Raw genomic sequence first — 23,894 nt, 5'->3', positions numbered from 1 at the left:
CATTAAATCCAGCCACAAAGCCAACACCCATGTCTGAACGTCCACGATTAAAAACGGTTTCCGCCACACGCCTTGACTGGCTTGATTCCACCATGGCCCTCGCAGCAAAAGGCCCGCACTACGCCTGGATCAAAGCGCAGGCGCCAGGCTGGCTGACACAAGCCAGCCTGCACCGCCTGCATTCACTCAATGACCTGCTCGCGCGACGGCCGGCCTGGTACGCCTCGGCCAGCGCCTATCAACACCAAACCCTGAAACAGCTCAATGCCGAGGCCTGGCGCCTGCAAAATGCGCTGGATGCCAAGCTTGGGCCGGTGCAGGACGTGTACGCGTTTGCCGAGCCGTTGCTCAAACGCGCGATCAAAGACCAGTACAACCTGGACCTGGACGTCAAAGCCACGTTCCTGCACATCTACACGCCCAAACAGTTGCCGTGGTACGCGCTCGAATTGTCCAAGGGCGTCACGTCACGCTCGGTGTCGCTGCTCGATGCCGCGCTGCATAACTTCGCCAGCGGGGAACGCTTCGAACAGTACTCCTGCTACATTTCCAAACCCGACTACCGCGGTCACTTCCAGATTCTGCGTCACGACCGGCACATGAGCCTTGAGCAGTTCAAAACCTTGTGCCGCGAACTGGACCTGGGCAGCCTTTATCAGCGCCACCTCGAGGACTACCTGGCACCGACCGAACCGGTCGCCCAAGCGGTGCTCAAACCTCAGGTTATCGCCAGCCAGAAGGCCGCCTTCAAAGCTGCCGCGTTCATGGCACTGGCCAAGGAGGAACTGGGCGCGGGGGCCTACGCGGTCATAACCGGTGTGCTCGATGGCACGGAAAAACGCGCGCACTTTTATCAATTGGACCTGCTCGACACACCGCTGAGCGGCATTGTGCTGATCGCGCGGAATCTGGATCAGGTGTCCAGCGTGTCGAAGCTGATCGCCTATATTCCCCACGACCCAGAAGCCCCGGTGAAGGAATACGATTCCAGTACCGCGTTCATCCAGGACCTTACGCGCAAGCTGCAACTCAACCGGCCCCTGCCCTCCAGTAAAGAAGTGCCGCCCACTACCTACCAGCAGTTTTTCAGCCAGTTCGTTCCCCACGCCCGGCGCGGCGTGTTTTTTGCCGAGCTGACCGAGCGCCTGTACCGCGTGCAATGGCATGAACGCGACACCCAGGACCCGGCGCCCGCCTGGTGCGAAGAAGCGGTCAACACGCCCAAGCTGCAATTCAAAGGGCTGCCCATCGTCGGCGAGCTGTGGGAGCAGCTGTACCAGTCGGCCTTGAATAAAATCCTCAACGATGGGCGCAGCCTGGCCGTCTCCACCGCCGAGGCTGACGACAACCAGCGCTGGGCCTGGTGGGAAAATGTGCTGAAAATCGGTGCAGACCTGCTCAACGCAGCCCTGCTGGTGGTCACGCCGTTCGTGCCGTTGCTGGGTGAGCTGATGCTGGCCTACACCGCCTATCAACTGGCCGACGAAGTGTTCGAAAGCATCGTCGACTTCAGCGAAGGCCAGGCCCTGGAAGCCACTCAACACGTGATCGCCGTGGTCACCGATGTGCTGCAACTGTCGGCCATGGCCGGCGGCGGTATTTTGGCCAAGGAGCTGCTGTTCAAACCCTCGCCATTCGTCAACCGCCTCAAGCCGGTGCAGGTCGGGGACAAGACCCGCCTATGGAACCCGGACCTGAGCCCTTACGCGCGCAACGACCTGCAACTGCCGGCGCAGGCCAAGCCCGACAAGGCCGGCCTGTACGATCATCAGGGGCAAAAGGTGGTGCGCCTGAACGATCAGCAGTTTGTGGTCGAAGAGGACACCGAGCGCAACGCGCACCGGGTCAAGCATCCCACCCGGCCCGCTGCCTACGCGCCCACTATCGAAGCCAACGGCAGCGGGGCCTGGGTGCACGAAGGCGAAGATCCCTGGACCTGGGACGACGCGCAGTTGCGCAATCGCCTGGGCCACGCAACCGACGGGCTGAGCGCCGATGAAGTGGCCAACGCCTGCGACATCAGCGACACCCAACCCGGCGCGCTGCGCAAGATGTACCTGAACCTTGAGCCCACGCCGCCACTGTTGGAAGACAGCCTCAGCCGTCTGCGCCTGGCAGACGAAGCGCGCATGCTGCCGCAACAGGTACGCAGCGGCGCCCCCACCGCGGACTGGTTTACCTGGGCGGCGCAAATCACCACCGAACGCCGCGGCTGGCCAGCCGATAAAGCCATCCGGGTGTTCAATAACGCCGAACTGACTGGCGATCATTTGACCTTTGGCAGCGCACGCGGCGATGCCCAGACGCTGGACATCAGCCACCAGGACGTCGGCGCCGGCCAGTTGGCGCAAAGACTCCACGACTTTCTGTCACCTGCGCAGCTCGAAGCCTTGCTGCCCGAGCCCTTGCCTGACACCGCCGAGGCGCGTATCCAGGCGTTGCGCGACCAGATGGCCGATGACCTGGAGCGCAACAGGATCGCCACCTTCAACCACCTCTACAGCGGCCGGCAGGTGCTCGACAGTGCGCCCGGCAGGTTGCTGCAGCAGGAGTTCCCGCAGTTGCCCGCCGAACTGGTGCAACGCCTGATGCTGCGCACCTCGCCCAGGGAAGTCTTAGCGATGACCGAGGAGCAGCACATCCCCCTGCGCGTGAAAAACCTGGCCTGGGAACTGCAAAACGAAGCCATCGCCAGCCACGCCTTCGAAGGTTTTTACAACGACGACCTGCTGAGCGCCGAGACCGAACGCATGGCCCTCAATACCTTGCGCCTGCACAGCGATGCCTTGGGTGAGCTGCGGATCACCGTGCGCGACCAATTGCCCGATGGCGACCTTCGCAGCCAGGCCGGACCGTCGGACGCCGCCGAAAAAACCCTGCTGCGCCTGGACAACGGCCGCTACACAATTGACCCGCCTGGCGGCGCCGAATACGACTTTTTCGAAGCCCTGCTGCGCGCACTGCCGGAAGGCAAGACCGACTACGTACCCGGCCAGGGGCGGCTGTTCAAGGGTTGGCTCAAGGACCGGTTGCTCTCCTCGGAGGCGCGCCGCGAGGTGCTGGAGCCCGCTGCCCTGCGCCAGGTCGACAAGCAAGAAACCCAGACCTTGCTGCAAAAACCGATGTTCGGCGCCCTGCGCAGCCTGCTGGGCGGCAACGCTACGACGCCGCAGGCCCTGGAAACCCGGATGCGCCGGCTCTGCCCGTTGCTCACCGATGCGCAGGCGCAGAGTGTGCTGCTGGAACTGCAGACTGAACCGGGGCAACGCCAGTTGAGCCAGTTGGAAAGCGAGAAAAAAGTGCTTGAGCAGCATCTGGACGCCTGGCGGAAAAAGCCCCTCTTCGACCGCGAGAACGAACCCTACTATCGGCGCTATATCAGCGACCAACTGCGCAGCAACTGGGAATCGACCTGCCCTGGGCGCATCAGCGAATCGGCGGCCAATCCGGAGAGTTCGTCGCTGGACCTGAGTTTCAGCGTGCTGACCTTGTATATCCGCAGCCTGGAGTTGCCCCCTGGATTCTTCGACCACATCACGGAACTGGACCTGAGCACCACCCGACCGCTGCACCGTGACCTGGAGTTTCTGAAAAATTTCCCCAACGTGCGCGAGCTGAACCTGTCGGAGAACGAACTGGATGGCGTGCCCACCCAGCTGCGAAGCCTGCGCCATCTGACAAACCTGGACTTGAGCGCAAACCCTGGGATTCGTTGGGACGCCGTGGATATCAAGGACCTGTACGCCTGTTCGATGCTGGAAAGCCTCAATCTGCAAGGCAATACCGAGCTGCGCGCACAACTCAATCTCAATCGGCTGCCACGCCTGCGCAGGCTGAACCTGCGCCGCACCAGCGTCGACCAATGGCCCTCCGGGTTGAACACACCACGCGACAGCCTGATGGAAATGGACCTGCTCGATACCGCAATCAACACGGTTCCGGAGTATCCCGACGACGCGCCGGCCACGCGCATCATTGCCAACAGTTGGCTGGACCGCACCACCCTGGAACCCGAGGCCCAGCAGCGGTTCAGCCGTTACCGCCAGGCCAACGGCATCGACCCCGAGCGCACACTGCCCGCCAGCGACCCGCAGGACCGCGCGTTCTGGGTGCGCGGCCGCCCGCTCAACGAACGCAGCGAGGCCGAGACGATCTGGAACGAACTGGAAGCGGCGCCTGATTCGGAGGGTTTTTTCAGAATTTTGAAGATGCTCAGGCCGCCGGAAGAGTTTCACAACGCGGCCGAAAGAACCCGCTTCGAACAAGGCCGCAAAGACCTGATCGGCCGTGCCTGGGAGTTGATGATTGCATTGCACGGCGATGCCGAGTTGCGCGACCGGCTGTTCCACGAAGCCAGCGCTCCAACCAACTGCGCGGATGCCAGCGCGACGATTTTCAACAGCATGGGGGGTGAGGTGCTGAAGAAAAAAATCCTCACCGATACGTCGCCCCAAGGCCTGGCCACACGCACCCGCCGGTTGGCGAAACTGGCCCTGCAGAGATGGCGGCTGGATGAAGTCGGTAAAATCGCCCGCAGCGAAATAGCGCACCGAACCGATCCGGTGAGCGAAGGCGGCCTGGGCCAGACGTTCGGCAGCAACCCTGGTCAAGTGGACGAGGTGGAGGTCTACCTGGCGTTTCAGACCGGACTCAAACAACGCCTCGACCTGCCCTGGGTGTCCGAGCACATGGTGTACCGGCATCTATCCGGCGTCACCGATGCGCAACTCGACACCGCGTTTGAACTGATCAGCAGCAAGGCATCAGGCAACACCTTGCTCGACGGCCTGCTCGACCAAGGGTTCTGGAATGACCTCGTGGAACAGGACCCCGCCGTGACGCGCGCGCGGGAACAGTTTCAAACAGCCTTCAGCCTGCTGCACGACGACCTGCAACCCAAACAACTGGAGTGGAGCACCACCACCTCGCTTGAACCCAAGGCACAGCTGGAAACGGAACTGATCACACTGCTCACCGAATTGAACCGGCCGGACGGCGCCAAATTGGGTATCGAGGCAAAGGATGTACTGATCGAAACACCGCTGTCGCAGGCAACCTTGAACAACTTCTACCGACTGGCGGAGCTTCCCTACCGGGAGCTCAAACGCACCTTCACACAAAACGCCCTGAACAGCATCGAAGGCTGAACAGTAACGCTGAGTGGGCAGGCTTTGTGTGGTGGGCAAGACTTCTATGGTGAGTAAGCTTATGTGGTAAGCGGGCTTGCCCCGCGCTGGGCTGCGCAGCAGCCCCAAAACCAGCCGCCGCGCACCAAGAGGAAAACCTCACCGCCTGAAGGGGGGCCGCTTCGCAGCCCAGCGCAGGGCAAGCCTGCTCACTACAACGACCCCGCCCACCACAACAACCCTGTTCACCACAGGGGAGTGGTGCTTTCCAGAGGGGTGGCCCTTTTCAGAGCGTGCGCAGCTCCTGCCTTCGATGGGCCACCTAGACTTCCGAATCCCACACCACCGTCACCACGCCCGAGTAGGTAGAGCCTGGGTACCTGAGCATGTCGCCGACGTCATCGCGCTGAACCTCAAAATGCACAGTGCCCGGTCGATCGCTGATGTAGTGCGCCGGCTGGAACAGCTCAGTGCCCGCGCCATCCAACCGCAGGGCGCGCCTGTTCGCCGGTTGCCCGTATTGATCACTGATGCCTGCGGGCAAACTGACGGCGAGGTGCACCGGCACTTCGTCACCCTCAGCGTTGCGCAGGCCACAGGTGTTGCCGATCACCAGGCCGCACTCAAGCGACATCTTGAAGCGTGAGCTGGCATGGAGGCGGAACGTCTGGTCGCGAAACAGCCTGGCGGGTTGGCGCCCGCGATTGAGCCAGGCCTGCCATCCGCCCTCAGGCAGCAACTCAACACGATTGCCCCCCGGCGGGATCTCGACCTTGAGCACATGCAGCACGTCCAGCGTAACGTCAAGGGTGAGTGCGGAATCGTTGGGCAACATCACGTCGCCCATGTCGAAGTCCTGATTGGGGCCGATGCCGTAAGTCAGCGCGCCGGTGTACACGCCGGACGACATTCCCAACGGGTTGGGCGTGCGTAATTCGTAGGCGATATCCAGGTAGTCATAGCGCAGATAGGGAATTTCATATTGGGCCGTTTTTACACAAGCGCCCTCATCCGGCGTTCGCCAAAAGAACCTGAAATTGGCGACGCCGTAAGCCGCGACACCGCTGTAGCGACAGGGTGCCGGCGGATACACCCAGCTGGAGCCCCATAACCGCCCATGGGCTTGCAAGGCATTCTCTGCCGAGGGCACCAGCTCCATCGCTGGCCGGTCGAGCACGTAATTTGAGCCAAGGCCGCTGATGCGTATTTCCACGGTCTCCTGTTCGCCCAATGAATTGACTACCGTCAACGGGCGCCATTCGGACGGGACTTTCCACAGCGCGCTCTGGCGCGGGTCGCTTGGCGCAGCGGGCAACGGACCGCTGGACACGGCACCGACCGGCACGCGGATACTGAACATGTTGTAGAGCTCGCACTGGCTCGGGTAGGTTGCGCAATAACCACTCACCGGTGTGGTGTTGGTGAAGCGGTTGAGGCTCGGGTTAGTCGGATCGGGACGGAAATTGGCCGTAATGTCCTGAACGAATGCCACGGCAGGACTGCCCCATAGCACCCCACCCAGACCCAGGCACGCCATCATCATTCTGCTTTTGCTCATGGACAACTCCAACTCAAATCCCCGTTCCCACGTCGCCCTTTACCAATAACGCGTGGCTACTGAACACACACCGGCGCAGTGCAACTGCGGCCTAGACTTCCGAATCCCACACCACGGTCACCACCCCCGCGTAGGTGGAGCCTGGGTACTCGAGCATGTCGCTGACGTCATCACGCTCAACCTCAAAATGCAGAGTGCCCGGTCGATCACTGATGTAGCGCGCCGGCTGAAACAGCTCAGTGCCCGCGCCATCCAACCGCAGTGCACGCCTGTTCGCCGGTTGCCCGTACTGATCACTGATGCCCCCTGGCAAACTGACGGCCAGTTGCACCGGCGCTTCGTCACCGTCCGCGTTGCGCAGGGCACAGGTGTTGCCGATCTCCAGGCCGCACTCAAGCGACATTTTGAAGCGTGAGCTGGCGTGGATGCGGAACGTCTGGTCGCGAAACAGCCTGGCGGGTTGGCGCCCCCGATTGAGCCAGGCCTGCCACCCCCCTTGCGGCAGCAATTCAACGCGATCGCCCCCCGGTGGAATGTCGACCTTGAGCACGTGTTGCACGTCCAGCGTGAAATTCAGGGTCAGCGCCGAGTCATTGGGCAACATCACGTCGCCCATATCGAAATCCTGATAAGGCCCAATGCTGTAGGTCAGGGTGCCGGTGTACACGCCGGACGACATGCCCAACGGGTTGGGCGTGCGTAACTCGTAGGCGATATCCGTGTAGTCATAGCGCAGGGAGGGAATTTCAAATTGGGCGGTTTTTACGCAATTGCCCTCCTGTGGCGTCATCCAGAAAAACGAGACATAGGTCCACCCGAGCCCCGACGAGTTGGCCGCCCGACAAGGCGACGGCGCAGTCCAGAATCCTTCGCGCCATAACCTGTCGTGCGCGTCGAACATCCCAACCGGCCCAGGCACCACCTCATCAACCCGTCGGTCCAGGGTGTATCGTGAGCCGATACCACTGATGCGTATTTCCACGGTTTCCTGTTCGCCAAATGCATTGACCACCGTCAATGGACGCCATTGAACAGGTACGGTCCACATGGAAGTCTGGCGCGGATCGGTGGGAACAGCGGCCAGCGGGGCACTGGATTCGAACACCACCGGCATGCGAATACTGAAGATATTCAAGTATTCGCACACGGCCGGCGCATTTGCACAATACCCACTGACCGGTGTGGTGTTGGTAAAGCGGTTCACGTTCGGGTTGGAGGGGTCGGGGCGGAAGTTGGCAGTGACCTCCTGGACGAATGCCACGGCAGGGCTGTCCCAGAGCATCGCGCTGAGTCCAAGGCACGCCACCATCAATCTACTTCTTTTCATAAATCGCTCAATTTATCCATCGCTCGCGCAGGGCTGCGTGCAGTCGAATGCGGCGACAGCCAGGTAGTGGCAACGCACATCCGACGAGGCACCGGGCGTACCTTATGGCGCCAGAAAATCAAACACGATATGCACCGTGCCGTAGTAATCCCCACCCTGATAGCCGCCGACAGGTTCGATGGCGGCGATGTCGAGCAACGCGCGCCGGCCCGCTCGGGCCTCGTCGGCATTGACCACTTCGGTGGCGTCCAGGGTCAGCGGTACGCGGTTGAACAGCACCTGCAAGTCAATGCGGTCGCGGCCGCTGAACAGGTACGGTTCAGCCCCCAGACGCGCGGCGACGCCGCCGTTGAGGTTCTTCACGTCGAAGTTTTTGCGCAGGCTGCCCAGTTGCGCCGTTGCCAGGTTCCAGGCCAGTTGTTGCTCCTGGCCCATCCAGTCGGTTTCGGACGGCAGCACATAGGCTTCATGCACTGGAATCGTCACCGATACGTCGAAGCTGTGGCGTTCCTGAAAACTCAAGGCGTGGGTGGCGGTGAGTGTCAGCGCCGCCAACCCGGCGAGTCGTGTCAGTTGCTTGAACATCGTCATCACCCGTTGCTGTTGACCGTCATCAGTTTTTTGTCGCGGCCTTCAATCATCTGGAAGCTGTATTGACGGTCGGCTTTTATCTCGAATTTCAGCTCACGCCCCGGCAGGATGTGATGCTTGGTAGTGGGCTCGCAGTCGGTGGACTTGGCCTTGGCGCAGTTGCGGAACTCGTCGAGCACCACCACGCTGTTGCCGGCGTTGCGCAACCGGTACTGCTCAGTGCTCTCGATGATCTGCGTGTCGAAACGGGTGTCTTTGGGCCGCACGAAAAACACTGTGCCGTAGCCGGCCAACACATTGACCCCGGCCGCCAGGCCTTGCTTGTAATCAGCGCGCTCCTGGTCGGTGACGGCGAAGTCATCTTCCTTCTCCGGCACCACGGGGATAAACCGCACGCGGAAATAACGCTCTTTGTCGCGCTGCCCCATGTACAGCAAGCGCGTGCCCTGGCGCCCGTTCGCCGGCACGATCATCCGTGCCGGGCTGGCCATGAGGCCGTCACGGCTGGTGGTGGCGCCTTTGTTGTCGGTCAGCGAGGCCACCGGTACTTCACGGGAAGTGCCGTCTTCGTTGTAGAGAATTTCCAGCACATTGACCTTGATGAACGCGGTGGTGGTGCCGCCGTTGAAGACGCGCTTGAGGTAGGAACTGCGGTCCCCCTCCAGGTAGTCGTACACCACGCCCACGTTGATCGCCGGTCCGGCCTGGGCCGTGAGGGAGTACAGGAACAGCCCGATCCATAACACTGCATGTTTCATTGTTGATTACGCCTCGTTGATTGAACGCGCGCCCTGGGCAACCGTGCCCACGGCAGCACTAGACTTCCGAATCCCAGACCACGGTGGCCGTGCCACGGTAGGTGCTGCCGGGTTTTTCAAGCATGTCGCCCACGTCGTCCCTGGCCACTTCAAAGTGCAAGGTGCCGGGGCGCTGGTTCACGTAATGGGTAGCCTGGATAAAATCGGTGCCCGAACCGTCCAGGCGCAGTGGCCGTTTTTTCAGCGCCTGGTCGTACCTGTCGGTCAGGCCGAACGGCAGCGTGGTGGAGATCTGCAATGGCACCTGATCACCGTCACTGTTTTGCAGGCCGCAGGTGTTACCGATGACCAACCCGCACTCGAGCATCATCTTGAAGCGGTTGCTGGCGGCGATGCTGAACGTCTGGTCGCGGAACAAACGCGTCGGGCGTCGCCCCTGGTTGAGCCAGGCTTGCCAGCCTTCCTGGGGCAGCAGTTCGATACGGTCGCCGCCCGGCGGCAGATCGACTTTGAGGATGTGCTCCACCGTCAACGTGAAGTTGAAGGTCAACACCTCGTCGTTCGGCCTGTAGATGTCACCGAAATCGAAATCCTTGTAAGGCCCGATGCCGTAAGACATTGATCCGGTGTACTGTCCCGCCCGCATTCCCAACGGATTGGGCGTGCGCAGCTCATAGGCATATTCGAGCATGCTGAAGTTGGAGGTGGGGACCCTCTCCGGCGTCGGCATGCTGCAAGGCCCCGCGCCCTCCGGGACAATCCAGAACCACAACCGCAGCGTGCTACCCGCCGCCCACATACCCGTGTATTGACAAGGGGCAGGCGGATTGGTCCAGTTCGCCGGCAGCGGGCTCCAGATATGCACGCCGGGTGGGTTGGTCGTATTGAAACGGCTGCCAACTCCGGAAATACGCATCTCCACCACCTCGCGATCACCCTGGGCGGACACCACTTCAAAACTGCGCCACTCGGACGGCACCTTGAATGTGAGGCCCTGCCGGGGGTCGGCATGGTAGGGCTCGATCGGCGCAACACTGGCAAAGGTGATATCCGTGGTGCGGATACTGAATATCCCCATCGCCTCGCACCTTGCCGGCATATGCCCGGGGCATACCCCGCTTTGCGGGGTGGTGTTGGTGAACTTGTTGATCATCGGGTTGGTGGGATCAGGGCGAAACTCCGCTGTAATGTTTTGCACTGCCGCCGAGGCGAAGTGCGTCGCCAGGTACAAGGGCACGCCTAATAACGCTGCTCGCCAACCTGTGCCCGTGTTTCGAGTGTTCATACGCATAATTCCGTTTTAGCGCCCTGCCCTGACATTCAGCCAGCCGCCTTGGGCGCAGGAGTGAGTTCAGCCAAGGTGTCCGGCGTGCAGCGCAGATCACCAATCATCAACACATCCCTTTCCTCAACGACCTTGGAAGGGTCCAGACGGAACTGGCAGAGCAATTGGTTCTGGTAACGCACCTCCAGGGTCGGCGAGCTGGCGCTCATTTCCATGGAGAAGAACCCGTCGACTTCGCTGACGCCACGGCTGGCGTGGTTGATCACGTGGTGGCCCTTGAGCGGCGCGCCCTCGTTGTCGAGCAGGCGCCCGAGCACGGTGACGGTTTTCATCACGCTGATCTTGCGATAGTCCACGCCGCCCTTGTTCAGGTGGTAGCTGGACCGCGCCGGCTGGATGTTGGCCGCTGGTGGGTGGTTGCCGTCGAAGTCGAACGCCACGGTGCTGCTCTTGTAGGCGGACACCGGCACGTAGTTGCGCCCCGGACGCAGCACGCTGCTGCCGCCACTCAAGTCGTCGGCACGCAGGGCGATTTCGTCGAGGTCGGTTTCCACATCGATGATCATGCCGGCACCGTCGCCCTGGTATTGGCTGCTCAGCAGCATCTTGCCGGCGCCCACCACCAGGGTGCTGTTGAGGTTCAGGCCACCGGTGAGGTCGTTGTTGTAGGAACTGCGCTGCACAAAGCCGTCGCCGCTGACTGCATCGGTACTGAAGCTGGCCATGCCCGACAGGCCCACGCCATAGGTGTCGGTGATAGCGGTGGCCGAGACGCTTTGCAGCGCGTGATCCTGCAGGTCCTGGCGATAGGTGACCGAGGCGTTGTTGTCGCGCCCGCCTTCACGGGCCGTGCGGCTGCCGATGCTGCCGGAGATCTGCCGGCCATCGGTGCCCAGCGCCAGGCTGAGGGTGACGTCCACCCCACGGTTGCGCTGATCGTTGGTGCCGCTGGTACCGGGGCGGTCGAACAGCGAGAAGCGCCAGTTGGCATCGCTGCCCAGCAGCGTGTCGCGGCGGCTCCAGCCCAGGTCGACGCCGGCCCCTTCCACATTGCCTTCGCTGTGGGACAGGCGCAGGTTCCAAGAGTTTTTCGCATCGACCCGGTGGTTGACCGACAGCGCGGTGTTACTGCTTTCGCCGACGAACGTGTTGCGGCGCAGACGGGTGCCGTCCGGCAGGGTTTCGTAGGTGTCGCGAGTATCAAGCCAACTGCGGTTGTGGCTGAACACCAGGTTGGTGGCGCCAAAGGTATAGAGCCCCTGCAGATCCATGCCGGTGCCGTGATCCTGGGTCTGGAACACGTTGGCGTACAGGCTCATGTTGTTGGCCGCGTTCCAGTCGATCGAGCCACCGTATTGCAGCTGCTCGCGCACTTCACGGGCCGACAGGCCAAGGATCACACGCGGGTGCACCAGGTAGTTGAGCGACGCACCCGCCGTCATCGAACCGGAGGCTTGTTCTTCCCAGTTACTGAACAGTTTGGTCTCGCGCCCGGCAAATACGTTGTAGCGCCAGCGGTCTTCAATGTTGCGCCAGTTATTGGGCTTGTACACCAGTTCCTGGGTGGTGCTGACGGTCAGGCCGTCTTCGATCAAGCGCACTTCCACCTCATAAATACCGCCGGGTAACGGGCGGGTATCGAGGGTCTGCAGGCCGGCCGGCACGGCCTGGGTGTTGATCAGCAGGCCATTGCGGTAGATCTCGACGGCGGCCTGACGGTTGGCGGTCACGTAGATCGGGTACACGCTGGGCTTGGGGTTGTTGATGGCCAGGTTGTCGGAGCTGCCGTACATCACGCCCAGTGCGGTATCGGGGCTGGCACCGAAGCTGCGCAACTGGCGGGTCAGGCCGTCGGAATTGGGGGTGAAGTGGCCCAGGCGGAAGAATCGCCCTTCCAGTTCACGCTGGGTATACAGCTCATGGATGGCGTGACGCATCGGTTCATCGTCGCCACTTTGACGCGCCAACTGCAGGTTGAACACCTGACTCCAGTTGCCCACGCTGGAACTGGCTTGCAGGCCATAGCGCCCGCCCAGGTCCTGGTTGTCACCGCCGTTGAGGTTCAACTGGTTATTGACGATCAACCCCAGGCTGCCGCCCTCGGGTTGTTCATAAAATCGCGGGGCTTCGCCGGTGTGCTCCACGTTCTGGGTAATCACCGAGAGTTGCGAGCCTTCCAGGTTGTAGAACGCCGACACCATCTGCTGAGGACAGGACTGGGTGCAGGGGCCAAGGGCCACGCCGTCTTCCAGGATCGCCTGCCAGGTGTCGCGCGTCGCCGCAGGCACTTTGCTGTCGCCGGTATCGGTGAATTCGAGCAGGGTGACCCGATCATCTCGAGACAACACGATCAGCGCCTCACCCAGCAACTGCTGGTCAAGGTCCACACGTACGGCCAGCGGCACATCGAAGAAATGGTCGGAAAACCCGGCGGGCAAACCTTGGGACTGCGAGAGCAGACTGCCGGGCGTCGACGGAGCAGGCGCCGGAGCGGCCAAGGCACTCGTACAAATCAATAGCGCAAGCGCAGCCGCGATGGGGGTCATCGGGAACATGAACGGATACTCTGAATGCCAAGATGCAGGGTTGAAAACCAGGCCGACGAGGTGGGGGCCCCCGCCGACCTGCAAACAGCTACCCGTGAGCGCAACGGCTCAGCAGGCATCCACCAACATCAAGGCCCTACGGGCAGTACCGCGTCGAACACCAACGGCATGACGCTGGTGTAAGCGCCACGCTGGTTGGCCGTCGGCTTGGCGGCTGCAATGCGCAGCTCGGCACCGACACCCGGCGTGGAGTCAGCTTCGTTAACCACTTCCTGAGGGGTACCGGTGAGGGTGACGCCATTCAGGGTCGCGGTCAGGGGGATGTTCTGAGACGCGTCACCGTTGAACAACACTGCCGGGCCGCCTTCGATGTAGGCGTGGATCGAACCGTTGGTGTTGCGCATATCGTAGATAGCACTCAGCGGCGACAGCTCACCGTTCACCAGGTTGTAGCTCATGGTCTCGTCACGGCCCCAGTTAGGATCGCGTGGCTGCACATGAAACACGGTGGTCGGAATGGTCGCCTTGAGATTGACGGTATGGCTGGCTTCGCCGGCGGCGAACGCCCCCTGCGAACTCAGTGCAATAACAGCCAATGGAGCAGCAATCGCAAACTTCTTGAACATGATCAATACCTGTAATTTTCTAGCATGAGTTGGCTCGTTGTTAAGTTGAGTTAAAAGCCTGCGGCTTTAGGTGACTTACAACGAAATACGCCGCCAGTAAGTTGAACTACTGCAACGCCAGGCAATGATCCACCAACTAAAAATTCAGGTATGCAGGCAGCTTCCCACAGGCCTGTGGCCTAAGGAAACTGGGCTTGAGAGAAAAAGATGGCATTCTGCCAAAACTAACAAAGTATCCGTAAGAACGAGACTACACACAGACAAGTTAGTGTAGCGAAGGGAAGAAACTGTCAGAACAATACCACAAGGACAACACACCGACTCAACGCTACAGCTAATAACAATCGATTGGAGCTTTAACTCTAATTACTACTTATAGTCCTGTCTTTATAGGGACGTCCACGGTTTTTTTGCCGTGGGATTGTGCGACGCACCTGTCGAAGCCGGACCTGACCGTCGGTCGCCAGCCACTACACACGCCTTAAGATATATCTTAAGTTATGTCTAAATCTTTCACGGATCAGCGAACATGCGCGACCCTTCCCACCACCACGGCAATGATCCTGACGGCTTCGAGAAACGCCCCGGCCGCGAACGCGGTGGGCGCGGGCCACGCGTGTTCGCGCCGGGCGACTTGAAATTGCTGCTGCCGGCACTGATCGCCGAACAACCGTGCCACGGCTACGACCTGATCCGCCGCATCGAAGGTCTGTTCGACGGTGCCTACACCCCAAGCCCCGGTGTGATCTACCCGACGTTGACCTTCCTGGAAGAAAGCGAATTGATCAGCGGCGACGCCGAGGGCGGGAAAAAACGCTACACAATCACCGACGCCGGACGTCTCTTCTTAGGTGAGCAAACGGTGGCGCTGGACGGTGTGCGCATGCGCATCCAACTGAGCAAACGCTCGCTGCGCGGGCATGACCGCCCGCCGCAAATCCACGAGGCGGTGCACAACCTGCGCCATGCCTTGCATTCACACCACGGGCGCTGGAGCCCGGAAGAAATCGAACGTGTCGCGGCGCTGCTCAACGGCACCGCTCAAGCTATTGCCGACGGGAAATTTTCATGAATACACAAGCCATCCACCGTGTGACCCACGAGATCAAACGCCGCCGCCTCGAGGTGCTGCGCGTGGTCGACATCACCCCGCGCATGCGCCGCATCACCCTGGGCGGCCCGGAACTGGCCGGGTTTGTCAGCCTGGGCAGTGACGACCACATCAAGCTGCTGTTCCCACAGAACGCCGCCGAACAGGCCGCGCTGGAAAGCCCGACCTTCAGCATCAAAGGCGATGGCCCGCAACCGGCCATGCGCGACTACACGCCACGACGTTTCGACCTGAGCATCGGCGAGCTGGACATCGACTTCGTATTGCACGGCGATGGCCCGGCGTCCACCTGGGCGGAACAGGCCAAACCAAGGCAACACCTGTATATAGGTGGGCCACGGGGCTCGCTGATCGTGCCGGATATCTTCGACAGCTATTTGCTGATTGGTGATGAAACCGCGCTGCCGGCCATCGGGCGTCGCCTGGAGGAACTGCCGGCCGGGCGCAAGGTGCTGGCGGTGATTGAAATTGCCGATGCGGCCGAACAGCAAGCGCTGCACAGCGCTGCCGAGGTCGAGGTGATCTGGGTGGTGCGCGGCAAAGACGACCTGCTCGCCACGGTACAAGCGCTGACCCTGCCCGGCGGCACGCTGTACAGTTTCGTCGCCACCGAAGCCAAACTGTCGCGCCAGGTGCGCCGCGTGCTGCTGGACACTCACAAGGTCAACGAAGCGTTCCTCAAGGCCGTGGGTTACTGGCGCGCCGAGGGCAGTGAGGAAGAGTGAATCAAGGGTGGGGCTTGATGATTTTGTCCAGCCCCACCAGGACCAACGCGATCAGCACGAACCCCGCCAATATGCCCCCGGCGTTCACAAACACCTGTGGATAACCCAGCGTGCCGACATCGATGAACGGGTACTGATATTGCCCGAGCAAATCACCGCGCAGCAGCGCATAGGCGAAGTACACCAGCGGGTAGATCACCCACGCGCCGATGTGCCTGAGGCGCAAGGTGCCCTTGGGCACACACCGCCACCAGTAGATCAAAAACAGCAGCGGCATCACGTCGTGGAGCAGTTCATCGGCAATGAACTGGAAACCTTCCGGTTGCCACAAATGCCGCAACAACAGGCTGTAAGCCAGGCTCACTACCAGGATGCTCACGGTGATCCCGCTGCTGACGGCGGGCGCAAGGAAAAACCGCTTCGCCCTGCCATCGCGATTCACCACGGCATAGCTCAACACCACCACCGCCAGGGTGTTGGTGAGTACGGTGAAAAAACTGAAAAAGTTGATCAGCCCGCCCAAGAGGCTCGCACCGGTGGACCAGCGCGAATAGAAGATCAAGTACTGCTGAATCGCCAACCCTATCCAACCGGCCAGTGCCGCTGCCGCTACATACCGCTTCATGGGCTCAATCCAGCGGGCGTTTGGTGCGCATCAGCTTGACGTACAACGCTTCGACTTTCTCTCGCGCCCACGGCGTTTTGCGCAGAAACGTGAGGCTCGACTTGATGCTCGGGTCGCTCTTGAAGCAGCGCACATCAATGCGCTCGGCCAGGCCTTGCCATTCGTAATGTTCCACCAGGGTGGTGAGGACGTGTTGCAGGGTCACGCCGTGGAGGGGGTCGTTGCTTGTCGCGGTCATGCCGGGCCTATGAAAAAAGTGCGCAGAAAGGCGCACACCTTACCGCCCCGCTGCCCACGTCGCCAGCGGCGTGACAAGCGGACGTTGGCGGGCTGGCTTTTTTGGGGCGCGCGGACGTCATGGTGAGCAGGCTCAGCAAAAGAGCCGGGGTTCAGCGCCTGTTTTTGCAGCGACACTCTGTCACTGTTACCGGATCGGAAATGATGCATATCGCGATTTGCGCTTTCTCTGCGCCGCCACTCCCTTTATCCTTCGCAACAACCTGAAACGTTTCATCTCCGCGGTCGACCCCATCTTGCTGAAAATTCCCACCTGCCAAGACAGCGCTGTCTTACACCGAACCGCGCACGGGTATAAATCGCCCGCCTGTGGATAACCCTGGGCTATCCACAGAAAAACCGAATTACCGCTGAACCAAGCCCGCGTCGAATCGTCATCTACAGTGAGTGAAGCGCGGGGTTACATCATTATTCCAACGTCACGGAGAAACACACTATGAGCACTGATGGTGCTTCGAGCCCGAGCCGCCTGCTGCCCAGGCTGCTAGGCGTCTTGCTGCTGATCATGGGCCTGGCCTTGTTGGCCGGGGGTATCAAGCTGGCCCTGCTCGGCGGGTCGCTGTACTACCTGCTGGCCGGGATCGGCGTCGCCCTCACCGGCATCCTGCTGCTGGCCACGCGCCGCGCGGCGCTGGGCCTGTACGCGTTGGTGCTGTTCGCGAGCACCGTGTGGGCGCTGTGGGAAGTCGGCCTGGACTGGTGGCAGTTGGTGCCGCGCCTGGCGCTGCTGTTCGCTTTGGGCATCGTCATGTTGCTGCCGTGGGTTCGCCGTCCGTTGCTGCGAGGCCAGACCGCCCCGCTGGGCACCGGCGCGCTGAGCGTGGCCGTGGTGCTGGCCGGCGCTGCCGCACTCGCCAGCCAGTTCACCAACCCCGGTGAGATCAAAGGCCAACTGGACCGCGACGCGGTACCGGGCATGGCCAATGCCGCGCCGTCCCAGGCCGATGGCGACTGGAACTCCTACGGGCGTTCATCCTTCGGCGATCGCTACTCGCCCCTGGCGCAGATCACCCCGGAAAACGCCCACAAGCTGGTACCGGCGTGGACTTATCGTACCGGCGACATCCCAGGTCCGAACGATCCGGGTGAGACGACCGCGGAAAACACCCCGCTCAAAGTCAACGGCATGCTCTACGTATGCACTCCGCACAGCCAGGTGATCGCCCTGGACCCGGACACCGGTAAGGAAATCTGGCGTTTCGACCCGAAGCTCAGCACCCAGGGTGCCGAGAACTTCAAGGGTTGGGCGCACATGACCTGCCGTGGCGTGTCGTATCACGATGACGCCGCCTACGCCTCCGAACAAAGCCCAACCGGCAGCGCCAGCCCGGCCGCCGCGCCGACTGCCTGCCCCAAGCGCATCTTCGTGCCGACCGCCGACACCCGCCTGATCGCCCTGAACGCCGACACCGGCAAGATGTGCGAAGACTTCGGCGACAAAGGTCAGGTCGACCTGCGTGCCAACATCGGCAGCTTCGCCCCGGGCGGTTACTACTCCACATCGCCACCGGCCGTGACCAAGAACCTGGTGGTGATTGGCGGCCACGTGACCGATAACGTCTCGGTGGATGAGCCAAGCGGCGTGATCCGTGCGTTCGACGTGCATACCGGCAAGCTGGTGTGGAACTGGGACAGCGGCAACCCGGACGACACCACGCCGTTGGCCGAGGGCAAGACCTACACCCGTAACTCGCCGAACATGTGGTCCATGTTCGCCGTGGACGAAAAACTCGGCATGCTCTACCTGCCGATGGGCAACCAGATGCCCGACCAATACGGCGGCGACCGTACCGACGACTCCGAGAAATACGCCGCCGGCCTGACCGCTCTGGACATCGACACCGGCCATGTGAAGTGGACCTTCCAGTTCACCCACCATGACCTGTGGGACATGGACGTGGGTGGCCAGCCGTCGCTGATCGACATCAAGACTGACGCCGGCGTGAAGCAGGCGGTGATGGCGTCGACCAAGCAAGGCAGCATCTATGTACTGGACCGTGCTACCGGCCAGCCGGTGGTGCCGATCCACGAAGTGGCGGTGCCGCAAGGCGCAGTGGCCGGCGACCGTACCTCCCCGACCCAACCGAAGTCCGACCTGAACTTCATGCCGCCGCCGCTCAAAGAGCGCGACATGTGGGGCGTAACCCCGTTCGACCAGATGCTGTGCCGTATCGATTTCAAATCCATGCGTTACGACGGTGCGTTCACCCCGCCATCGCTGCAAGGTTCGATCGTTTACCCCGGTAACTTCGGCGTGTTCGACTGGGGCGGTATTTCCGTCGACCCGGTGCGCCAGATCGCGTTTGTGAACCCCAGCTACATGGCGTTCAAATCGAAGCTGATCCCCGCCGCCGACATCGCCAAACAAGGCCCACGCGTCAGCGAAACCGAAGGCGTGCAGCCGAACAAAGGCGCGCCGTACGGCGTGATCCTCGAAGCCATGCTGTCGCCAATGGGCCTGCCGTGCCAGGCACCGGCGTGGGGTTATGTGGCGGCGGTCGACCTGACCACCCACAAAACCATCTGGATGCACAAGAACGGCACCGTGCGTGACAGCTCGCCGGTGCCGATCCCCCTGAGCATGGGCGTACCGAGCCTGGGCGGAACCTTCACCACTGCCGGTGGCGTGGCCTTCCTCAGCGGCACTCTCGACCAGTACCTGCGTGCCTACGACGTGAAAAACGGCAAGCAACTGTGGGAAGGCCGCCTGCCAGCCGGCGCGCAGACCACACCGATGACCTACACCGGCAAAGACGGCAAGCAATACGTGCTGGTCGTGGCGGGTGGTCATGGTTCCCTGGGTACCAAGCAGGGTGACTATGTGATGGCGTTCAAACTGCCGGATTAAGCAAGACCGGCAGTAAAACCAAGGCGGCTACTCTCAACAGGTAGCCGCCTTTTTTAATGGACGACGAAGATCAAACCGTGGGTGGGGCAAGTCGAATCGTCGCACCGCCCCTCCCACGGTTGAAGGCAGTGTTCATGGGATCAGTGTTCGATCACGTCTGCGCGCATCACCGCCAACCTGGCAATCAACCGATTCTGCACCGGCACCGGAACCCCTTCGCGGTCCATCGCGTTGATCAGATCTTCCACCAGTGCATTGAAGTCGCTGCGGCTCACGTTCTGGCCCTTGTGACTCTCGGCCATGCTGTCACCGGTGTAGGTACAGGGCCCACCCGCTTCGACGCAGAACTGTTCGATCAATTTGTTGCGCAGGCGCTGGATATCGATGCGCCGGAAGCGCTCGACGATGCGTTCATCGCGGGCGATGTTGAGCAGCATGCCTTCGACAATACGAGTGATGCCAGGCAGGGCGCCGAGGTCGCGGTACAGGCTGTCGTCCTGCGGCGGTTGACCGGCGCAGGCGCTGAGGAGCACCGCCAGCGCGAAGGGGAGGATGCGCATCAGAAACTCCCCTGCACAGACAGGTAAGTGCCGTTCTGGTTGTCCAGCGTGGCGATTTCACCCAGGCGTGCGTAAGCCAATACAAACGACAGGTGCTTGTTGGGAAAGTAGCCTACAAACACATCCGCCCAATCGCTTTCACCGGCAAACGACAGGTTGTCAGGCTTTTCGCGGTATTCGACCCCCAGCGCCCAGCGCGGGTTGAACAGCAAGGCCACCGAGCCTTCCTTGAGCAGGCTGCGGCTGTCCCGGCGGTCGCCGCCAAAACCGAGCAACCCGGTTTCGTTGGCGCGGCTGTAGCGCACGCTGGCGTTCACCAGCACGTTGTAGCCAAACGCAGCGCCCATGAACAAACGGCTGGCGGCGAGGTAGCCTTCGACGTCACTGTCGCGCCTGGCCCCCACCAGGCTCGGAATATCGAAGTTGGTCTGGTGTTTGTACTCCACACCCAGCGACACCTGCGGCAGGCGCTCGTAAATCACATCGCCGAATACACGCACCTTCAGCCCCAGCACATCCTGGCCCAGGTTGTCTTCGGGCAGGTTGAGCGCGTGCACCAGGCTGCCGAGGTCGAAACGTTGGCGGGCGAAAGACACTTCGACACGGTTGTCGTAGGCCAACGCCAGACCGGCGACGTCCAGCCGATAGTCCGGCAGGTTGACCGTGGTGGCGAACGCCGTCGCGCCCCATTCGTGCCGTTCGCCGTAGCCGGCCAATACCGCCCACGGCGTGATGCCGCCGCCCGCCGTGCCCTCGAGGCTGCTGGCGCCGCCGGTGGCGATCAGACGACCGTTGTCGGCCCACGCCGTGTGCAGGGTCAGGGCCGCGACGCAGCCGATCAGAAGAGAAAGTCGCACGTCAGCTACTCAATGAACCAAGGAAGTGTGCGCACTGAGGGGCAACGCCACCCAGGCTTCGAAAGCGTCGGCACTCAAGGGCCGGCTGATCAGGTAACCCTGGGCCGTGTCGCACTGCCAGCGTTCCAACAACCGCAGGCTATGGGCATACTCGACGCCCTCGGCGACGACCTTCAAACCCAGGTTGTGGCTCATCTCGATGGTGGAGCGCACGATCACTGCGTCTTCGCTGGTCTCATCGAGGTTGCGCACAAAGGATTGATCGATCTTCAACTCTTGCACCGGCAGGCGCTTGAGGTGAGCCAGGGACGAATAGCCGGTACCGAAGTCATCCACCGACAGGCTGATGCCGCAATCGCGCAACAGATGCAGAACTTTGAGGGCTTTTTCGGGCTCGCGCATCACCGCGCTTTCGGTGATCTCGAACAGCAACTGCTCAGCCGGCAAGCCATAGCGCCGCAGCAGCGCCGAGACCCGATGGGCCAGTTCATCACCGAGCAGGTCGTCCGCCGAGATATTCAGTGACAGCTGTAAATACAGGCCGCGACGGTTCCATTCGCACAGTTGACGGATGCCCTCCTCGATCACCCATTGGGTCAGCAATTGAATGCTGCCCGAGCGCTCGGCCAGAGGGATGAACTCGGCCGGTGAAACCATGCCGAACTGCGGGTGCTGCCAGCGCAGCAAGGCTTCGGCCTGGCGTACGTGGCCTTGGCGAATGTCCAGTTTGGGTTGGTAATGCAGCAGCAATTGGCCTTGGATGGGCGCGTGGCGCAGGTCGCGAATCAGGGTGATCTGGCGGCGGTGCACCAGGTCGCGGCCCTGCTCATAAACCTGCAGGCGGCCGGGCATTTTCGCAGCGTCGTTCATGGCGATGGCCGCGCGTTCAAGCACCGTGTGCGGGCTTTCGCCGTCGGCTGGGTAGGCGGCGATGCCCAGGCGGCAATCCAGCGCCAGGTCGTGGCCGTTGATGCGCTGGGGGCGCAGCAGCAACTGTTGCAGTTTGTCGGCCATGCCTACCGCTTCGTCGCTGCCCGCGCCTTCGAGCAACAGCAGGAATTCATCGGCGATCAGGTGCGCCAAGGTATCGCCGGGGCGCAACACGGCCTCCAGGCGGCGGCTGACGGCCAGCAGCAACTGGTCCACCGCATCGGGCCCCGCGGTTTCGCTGGCGACGCGCAGGTTATCGATGCCCAGGTAAATCAACGCCACCGGCCGTTGCTGGGCGATGGCGCTGCCCAGGCGCTCCATGGCCAGCGCACGGTTCGGCAGGCCAGTGAGGCGATCATGCAAGGCGTTATGCGCCAACTGCTGCTCGCGTTCGGCGATGCCGCTTTGCATGGTGTTGAACGCCTTCGCCAGCAGCCCCAGTTCATCGCTGCGCGCCAGGGCCACCGGCGTGTGGTAATCGCCCTGGCCAATGCGTTCGGCCGCCTGCGCCAACGTCTGCACCGGGCGCGACACAGTGCGCGCCAGCAACAAGGCACCGATCAACGAGGCCAGCAAAGCGACCAGCGCGATGCCGAGGATCTTTTCGTCCAACGGCACAAACGCCTGCATCGCCGCATCCAGCGGGCTTTGCAGCAAGGCCAGGACCTTGCCGTTGTCATCGCTGGCCAACACCAGGGACTGGCTGAGAAAACGCTGTTCCAGATGATCGGTGGTGGACACCCCACGGCGGGCGGTGTTGCCCTGCATCAGGGCCAGAATGCTGTCGCGCAGGACCTGGGGCTGGGTGCTGACCAACTCGCCCGGTCGATCATGATCAATCGCCAGGAACGACACTTCCAGGTTGCTCAACGAACGCAGCTCGTCGGCAAATACGCCGTCCATGCTGAAGCCCATCACCACCCGCGCAATCGGCAACGGCGCCAGCACGGGGGTTTCCACCAGCAGGTGGGGTTTGCCCTGCAGCGGCACGATCAACATGGCCTGGCGCTTGTGCCGCGCTTCGCGCAATGACTGATCGTATTGGAAGATCGATCCCTCGGGCACCTCGATCAAGGTACTGGCCAGGACATTGCCGTCCATGCCCAGCAGGATCATGTCGCTGGCGTTGATGCGCTTGCCGTGGTTGAGCAGCACCGAGCGCATCGTTGCCGAATCGCCGCTGGCCACCGCATCACGAAACCCGAAGTCGGCGGCCAACAGTTGCACGCCATCGGCCAGACGACGGCCGCGTGCGTCCAGCAAGCGTTCAAACACCCGCGAACCGACCTCCAGCTGAGCCAGCGCCTGGCCGCGCACCGCAGAGCGGGTGGCGGCCTTGACGCTGAAATACAGCGCACCGATTACCACCAGCGACAGCAAGATCAGGACACAGGCGACCCGCGCCTGGAAGCTACTGCGCAGTTTCATGGGCGGCTCGATTGAACGCATCACCAAACGCACTCGGCGTCGGCGGGATATCGGCGGAGGTGGGTTCCAGACTCAGTACCACGTTGTGGCTGAGGCCGGCGGCAGGTACGTGCAAGGTGCCGCCATCCAGGGGCTGCATGTCTTTGAGTTGCGGGTGCCATAACGTGGCGTGGTAGTCGCCGGGCGGCAGCTGCTCCAGGCGCACGCGGCCTTGAGTGTCGCTGACGCCAAAGCGCGGGTCGTCGGTCACGAAGATATAGCCGAGCATCCAGTCATGGATGTTGCAGCCAAGCACCACGATGCCAGGCTTGTCGAACAACAACGGCTCGGTGGGCGTGCCTTCGTACAGGCGCAGCTCGAAACGCTTGGCGGCGGAGAAGGAATAGACCTGATGGCGGATGTTATCGCTGTTGGGAAAGCGCACCTGGGTGCCGGTGTGCACCGCCAGGACGTGGGGCGCGAAGCGTTGACCGCGCTGGTCCATATCGGCCTTGAGCCCGCCATTGAACGCACCGGCCGGGCCCTGAAGGGTCACGACGCCATCCGCCACGGGACTGCCATCGGCCTGGCGCATCAGCACCTCAAGGGTAGCGGCCGAAGCGGGGCCCGCCACCATCAGCGCCAGCGCTGCGAGAGAGAACAGATGAAGCATTTGGGCCATGGGAGATCCGCAGCAGGTGGAAAAAGAGCGGCCAG

Annotated in this window: 17 protein-coding genes; 4 read left to right on the top strand and 13 right to left on the bottom strand. The window is 61.9% G+C overall.

The features are described 5' to 3' along the window. Positions 1–92: 92 nt before the first annotated feature. Entirely contained in the window at positions 93–5,147 is a 5,055-nt protein-coding gene (locus tag PSH59_RS05335) for an NEL-type E3 ubiquitin ligase domain-containing protein (RefSeq protein ID WP_305394484.1), read from the top strand. Positions 5,148–5,448: 301 nt separating this feature from the next. Here PSH59_RS05335 and PSH59_RS05330 read toward each other — a convergent pair whose 3' ends face one another. From PSH59_RS05330 to PSH59_RS05300, 7 genes are all read right to left on the bottom strand, one after another. After that, on the bottom strand, positions 5,449–6,684 hold the full coding sequence (locus tag PSH59_RS05330; protein WP_305394483.1) for a hypothetical protein: 1,236 nt from the start codon (positions 6,682–6,684) through the stop codon (positions 5,449–5,451). Positions 6,685–6,775: 91 nt separating this feature from the next. Then, positions 6,776–8,011 (bottom strand): hypothetical protein, encoded by a 1,236-nt coding sequence (locus tag PSH59_RS05325; protein ID WP_305394482.1) that lies wholly within the window; start codon positions 8,009–8,011, stop codon positions 6,776–6,778. A 102-nt stretch (positions 8,012–8,113) separates the two neighbouring features. Continuing rightward, positions 8,114–8,596, bottom strand: coding sequence for a CS1 type fimbrial major subunit (locus tag PSH59_RS05320; RefSeq protein ID WP_248075591.1), 483 nt, complete (start codon positions 8,594–8,596; stop codon positions 8,114–8,116). Positions 8,597–8,601: 5 nt separating this feature from the next. Then, complete coding sequence (locus PSH59_RS05315; protein WP_305394481.1) at positions 8,602–9,360, bottom strand: molecular chaperone; 759 nt, start codon at positions 9,358–9,360, stop codon at positions 8,602–8,604. A gap of 58 nt (positions 9,361–9,418) precedes the next feature. Beyond that, entirely contained in the window at positions 9,419–10,645 is a 1,227-nt protein-coding gene (locus PSH59_RS05310; RefSeq protein WP_305394480.1) for a hypothetical protein, read from the bottom strand. 35 nt (positions 10,646–10,680) lie between these two features. After that, positions 10,681–13,200, bottom strand: a complete 2,520-nt coding sequence (locus PSH59_RS05305; protein ID WP_305394479.1) for a CS1-pili formation C-terminal domain-containing protein — start codon at positions 13,198–13,200, stop codon at positions 10,681–10,683. 119 nt (positions 13,201–13,319) lie between these two features. Further along, complete coding sequence (locus PSH59_RS05300; protein ID WP_305394478.1) at positions 13,320–13,817, bottom strand: CS1 type fimbrial major subunit; 498 nt, start codon at positions 13,815–13,817, stop codon at positions 13,320–13,322. Between the two features lie 529 nt (positions 13,818–14,346). Between PSH59_RS05300 and PSH59_RS05295 the strand changes: the two genes are divergently transcribed. Both PSH59_RS05295 and PSH59_RS05290 read left to right on the top strand, forming a co-directional pair. Beyond that, complete coding sequence (locus PSH59_RS05295; protein ID WP_305394477.1) at positions 14,347–14,889, top strand: PadR family transcriptional regulator; 543 nt, start codon at positions 14,347–14,349, stop codon at positions 14,887–14,889. Further along, positions 14,886–15,653, top strand: a complete 768-nt coding sequence (locus PSH59_RS05290) for a siderophore-interacting protein (RefSeq protein WP_305394476.1) — start codon at positions 14,886–14,888, stop codon at positions 15,651–15,653. The genes PSH59_RS05295 and PSH59_RS05290 overlap by 4 nt, the downstream gene beginning before the upstream one ends. A gap of 1 nt (position 15,654) precedes the next feature. Here PSH59_RS05290 and PSH59_RS05285 read toward each other — a convergent pair whose 3' ends face one another. Both PSH59_RS05285 and PSH59_RS05280 read right to left on the bottom strand, forming a co-directional pair. Continuing rightward, the gene (locus PSH59_RS05285) at positions 15,655–16,278 is read right to left on the bottom strand and encodes a Pr6Pr family membrane protein (RefSeq protein WP_305394475.1); all 624 of its coding nucleotides are present in this window, start codon (positions 16,276–16,278) and stop codon (positions 15,655–15,657) included. Between the two features lie 4 nt (positions 16,279–16,282). Continuing rightward, on the bottom strand, positions 16,283–16,516 hold the full coding sequence (locus tag PSH59_RS05280) for a VF530 family DNA-binding protein (protein WP_248075576.1): 234 nt from the start codon (positions 16,514–16,516) through the stop codon (positions 16,283–16,285). Between the two features lie 495 nt (positions 16,517–17,011). Between PSH59_RS05280 and PSH59_RS05275 the strand changes: the two genes are divergently transcribed. Beyond that, positions 17,012–19,423 carry a glucose/quinate/shikimate family membrane-bound PQQ-dependent dehydrogenase gene (locus tag PSH59_RS05275; protein WP_305394474.1) on the top strand — a complete coding sequence of 804 codons (2,412 nt, stop codon included), beginning with the start codon at positions 17,012–17,014 and terminating at the stop codon, positions 19,421–19,423. 140 nt (positions 19,424–19,563) lie between these two features. On the opposite strand, the gene PSH59_RS05270 is transcribed toward PSH59_RS05275, so the two are convergent. Genes PSH59_RS05270 through PSH59_RS05255 form a run of 4 tightly spaced genes read right to left on the bottom strand, consistent with a single transcriptional unit; the run spans position 19,564 to position 23,859 of the window. Next, positions 19,564–19,983, bottom strand: a complete 420-nt coding sequence (locus PSH59_RS05270) for a group 1 truncated hemoglobin (protein ID WP_305394473.1) — start codon at positions 19,981–19,983, stop codon at positions 19,564–19,566. After that, positions 19,983–20,840 (bottom strand): DUF3034 family protein, encoded by an 858-nt coding sequence (locus PSH59_RS05265; RefSeq protein ID WP_305394472.1) that lies wholly within the window; start codon positions 20,838–20,840, stop codon positions 19,983–19,985. Before PSH59_RS05265 ends, PSH59_RS05270 begins: the two co-directional genes overlap by 1 nt. Before the next feature lie 9 nt (positions 20,841–20,849). After that, entirely contained in the window at positions 20,850–23,198 is a 2,349-nt protein-coding gene (locus PSH59_RS05260) for an EAL domain-containing protein (RefSeq protein WP_305394471.1), read from the bottom strand. Beyond that, on the bottom strand, positions 23,182–23,859 hold the full coding sequence (locus PSH59_RS05255; protein WP_370694392.1) for a methylamine utilization protein: 678 nt from the start codon (positions 23,857–23,859) through the stop codon (positions 23,182–23,184). Before PSH59_RS05255 ends, PSH59_RS05260 begins: the two co-directional genes overlap by 17 nt. Positions 23,860–23,894: the final 35 nt, after the last annotated feature.

This window comes from Pseudomonas sp. FP2309, assembly GCF_030687575.1.
Lineage (GTDB): Bacteria > Pseudomonadota > Gammaproteobacteria > Pseudomonadales > Pseudomonadaceae > Aquipseudomonas.
The sequence above is the reverse complement of the archived record's forward strand: the minus strand, read 5'-3'. Positions and strand labels throughout refer to the sequence as shown.

Excerpts from the sequence above, each read along its gene's own strand:
- PSH59_RS05335 (WP_305394484.1), top strand. The coding sequence starts at position 93 with ATGGCCCTCGCAGCAAAAGGCCCGCACTACGCCTGGATCAAAGCGCAG.
- PSH59_RS05330 (WP_305394483.1), bottom strand. The coding sequence starts at position 6,684 with ATGAGCAAAAGCAGAATGATGATGGCGTGCCTGGGTCTGGGTGGGGTG.
- PSH59_RS05325 (WP_305394482.1), bottom strand. The coding sequence starts at position 8,011 with ATGAAAAGAAGTAGATTGATGGTGGCGTGCCTTGGACTCAGCGCGATG.
- PSH59_RS05320 (WP_248075591.1), bottom strand. The coding sequence starts at position 8,596 with ATGTTCAAGCAACTGACACGACTCGCCGGGTTGGCGGCGCTGACACTC.
- PSH59_RS05315 (WP_305394481.1), bottom strand. The coding sequence starts at position 9,360 with ATGAAACATGCAGTGTTATGGATCGGGCTGTTCCTGTACTCCCTCACG.
- PSH59_RS05310 (WP_305394480.1), bottom strand. The coding sequence starts at position 10,645 with ATGAACACTCGAAACACGGGCACAGGTTGGCGAGCAGCGTTATTAGGC.
- PSH59_RS05305 (WP_305394479.1), bottom strand. The coding sequence starts at position 13,200 with ATGTTCCCGATGACCCCCATCGCGGCTGCGCTTGCGCTATTGATTTGT.
- PSH59_RS05300 (WP_305394478.1), bottom strand. The coding sequence starts at position 13,817 with ATGTTCAAGAAGTTTGCGATTGCTGCTCCATTGGCTGTTATTGCACTG.
- PSH59_RS05295 (WP_305394477.1), top strand. The coding sequence starts at position 14,347 with ATGCGCGACCCTTCCCACCACCACGGCAATGATCCTGACGGCTTCGAG.
- PSH59_RS05290 (WP_305394476.1), top strand. The coding sequence starts at position 14,886 with ATGAATACACAAGCCATCCACCGTGTGACCCACGAGATCAAACGCCGC.
- PSH59_RS05285 (WP_305394475.1), bottom strand. The coding sequence starts at position 16,278 with ATGAAGCGGTATGTAGCGGCAGCGGCACTGGCCGGTTGGATAGGGTTG.
- PSH59_RS05280 (WP_248075576.1), bottom strand. The coding sequence starts at position 16,516 with ATGACCGCGACAAGCAACGACCCCCTCCACGGCGTGACCCTGCAACAC.
- PSH59_RS05275 (WP_305394474.1), top strand. The coding sequence starts at position 17,012 with ATGAGCACTGATGGTGCTTCGAGCCCGAGCCGCCTGCTGCCCAGGCTG.
- PSH59_RS05270 (WP_305394473.1), bottom strand. The coding sequence starts at position 19,983 with ATGCGCATCCTCCCCTTCGCGCTGGCGGTGCTCCTCAGCGCCTGCGCC.
- PSH59_RS05260 (WP_305394471.1), bottom strand. The coding sequence starts at position 23,198 with ATGAAACTGCGCAGTAGCTTCCAGGCGCGGGTCGCCTGTGTCCTGATC.
- PSH59_RS05255 (WP_370694392.1), bottom strand. The coding sequence starts at position 23,859 with ATGGCCCAAATGCTTCATCTGTTCTCTCTCGCAGCGCTGGCGCTGATG.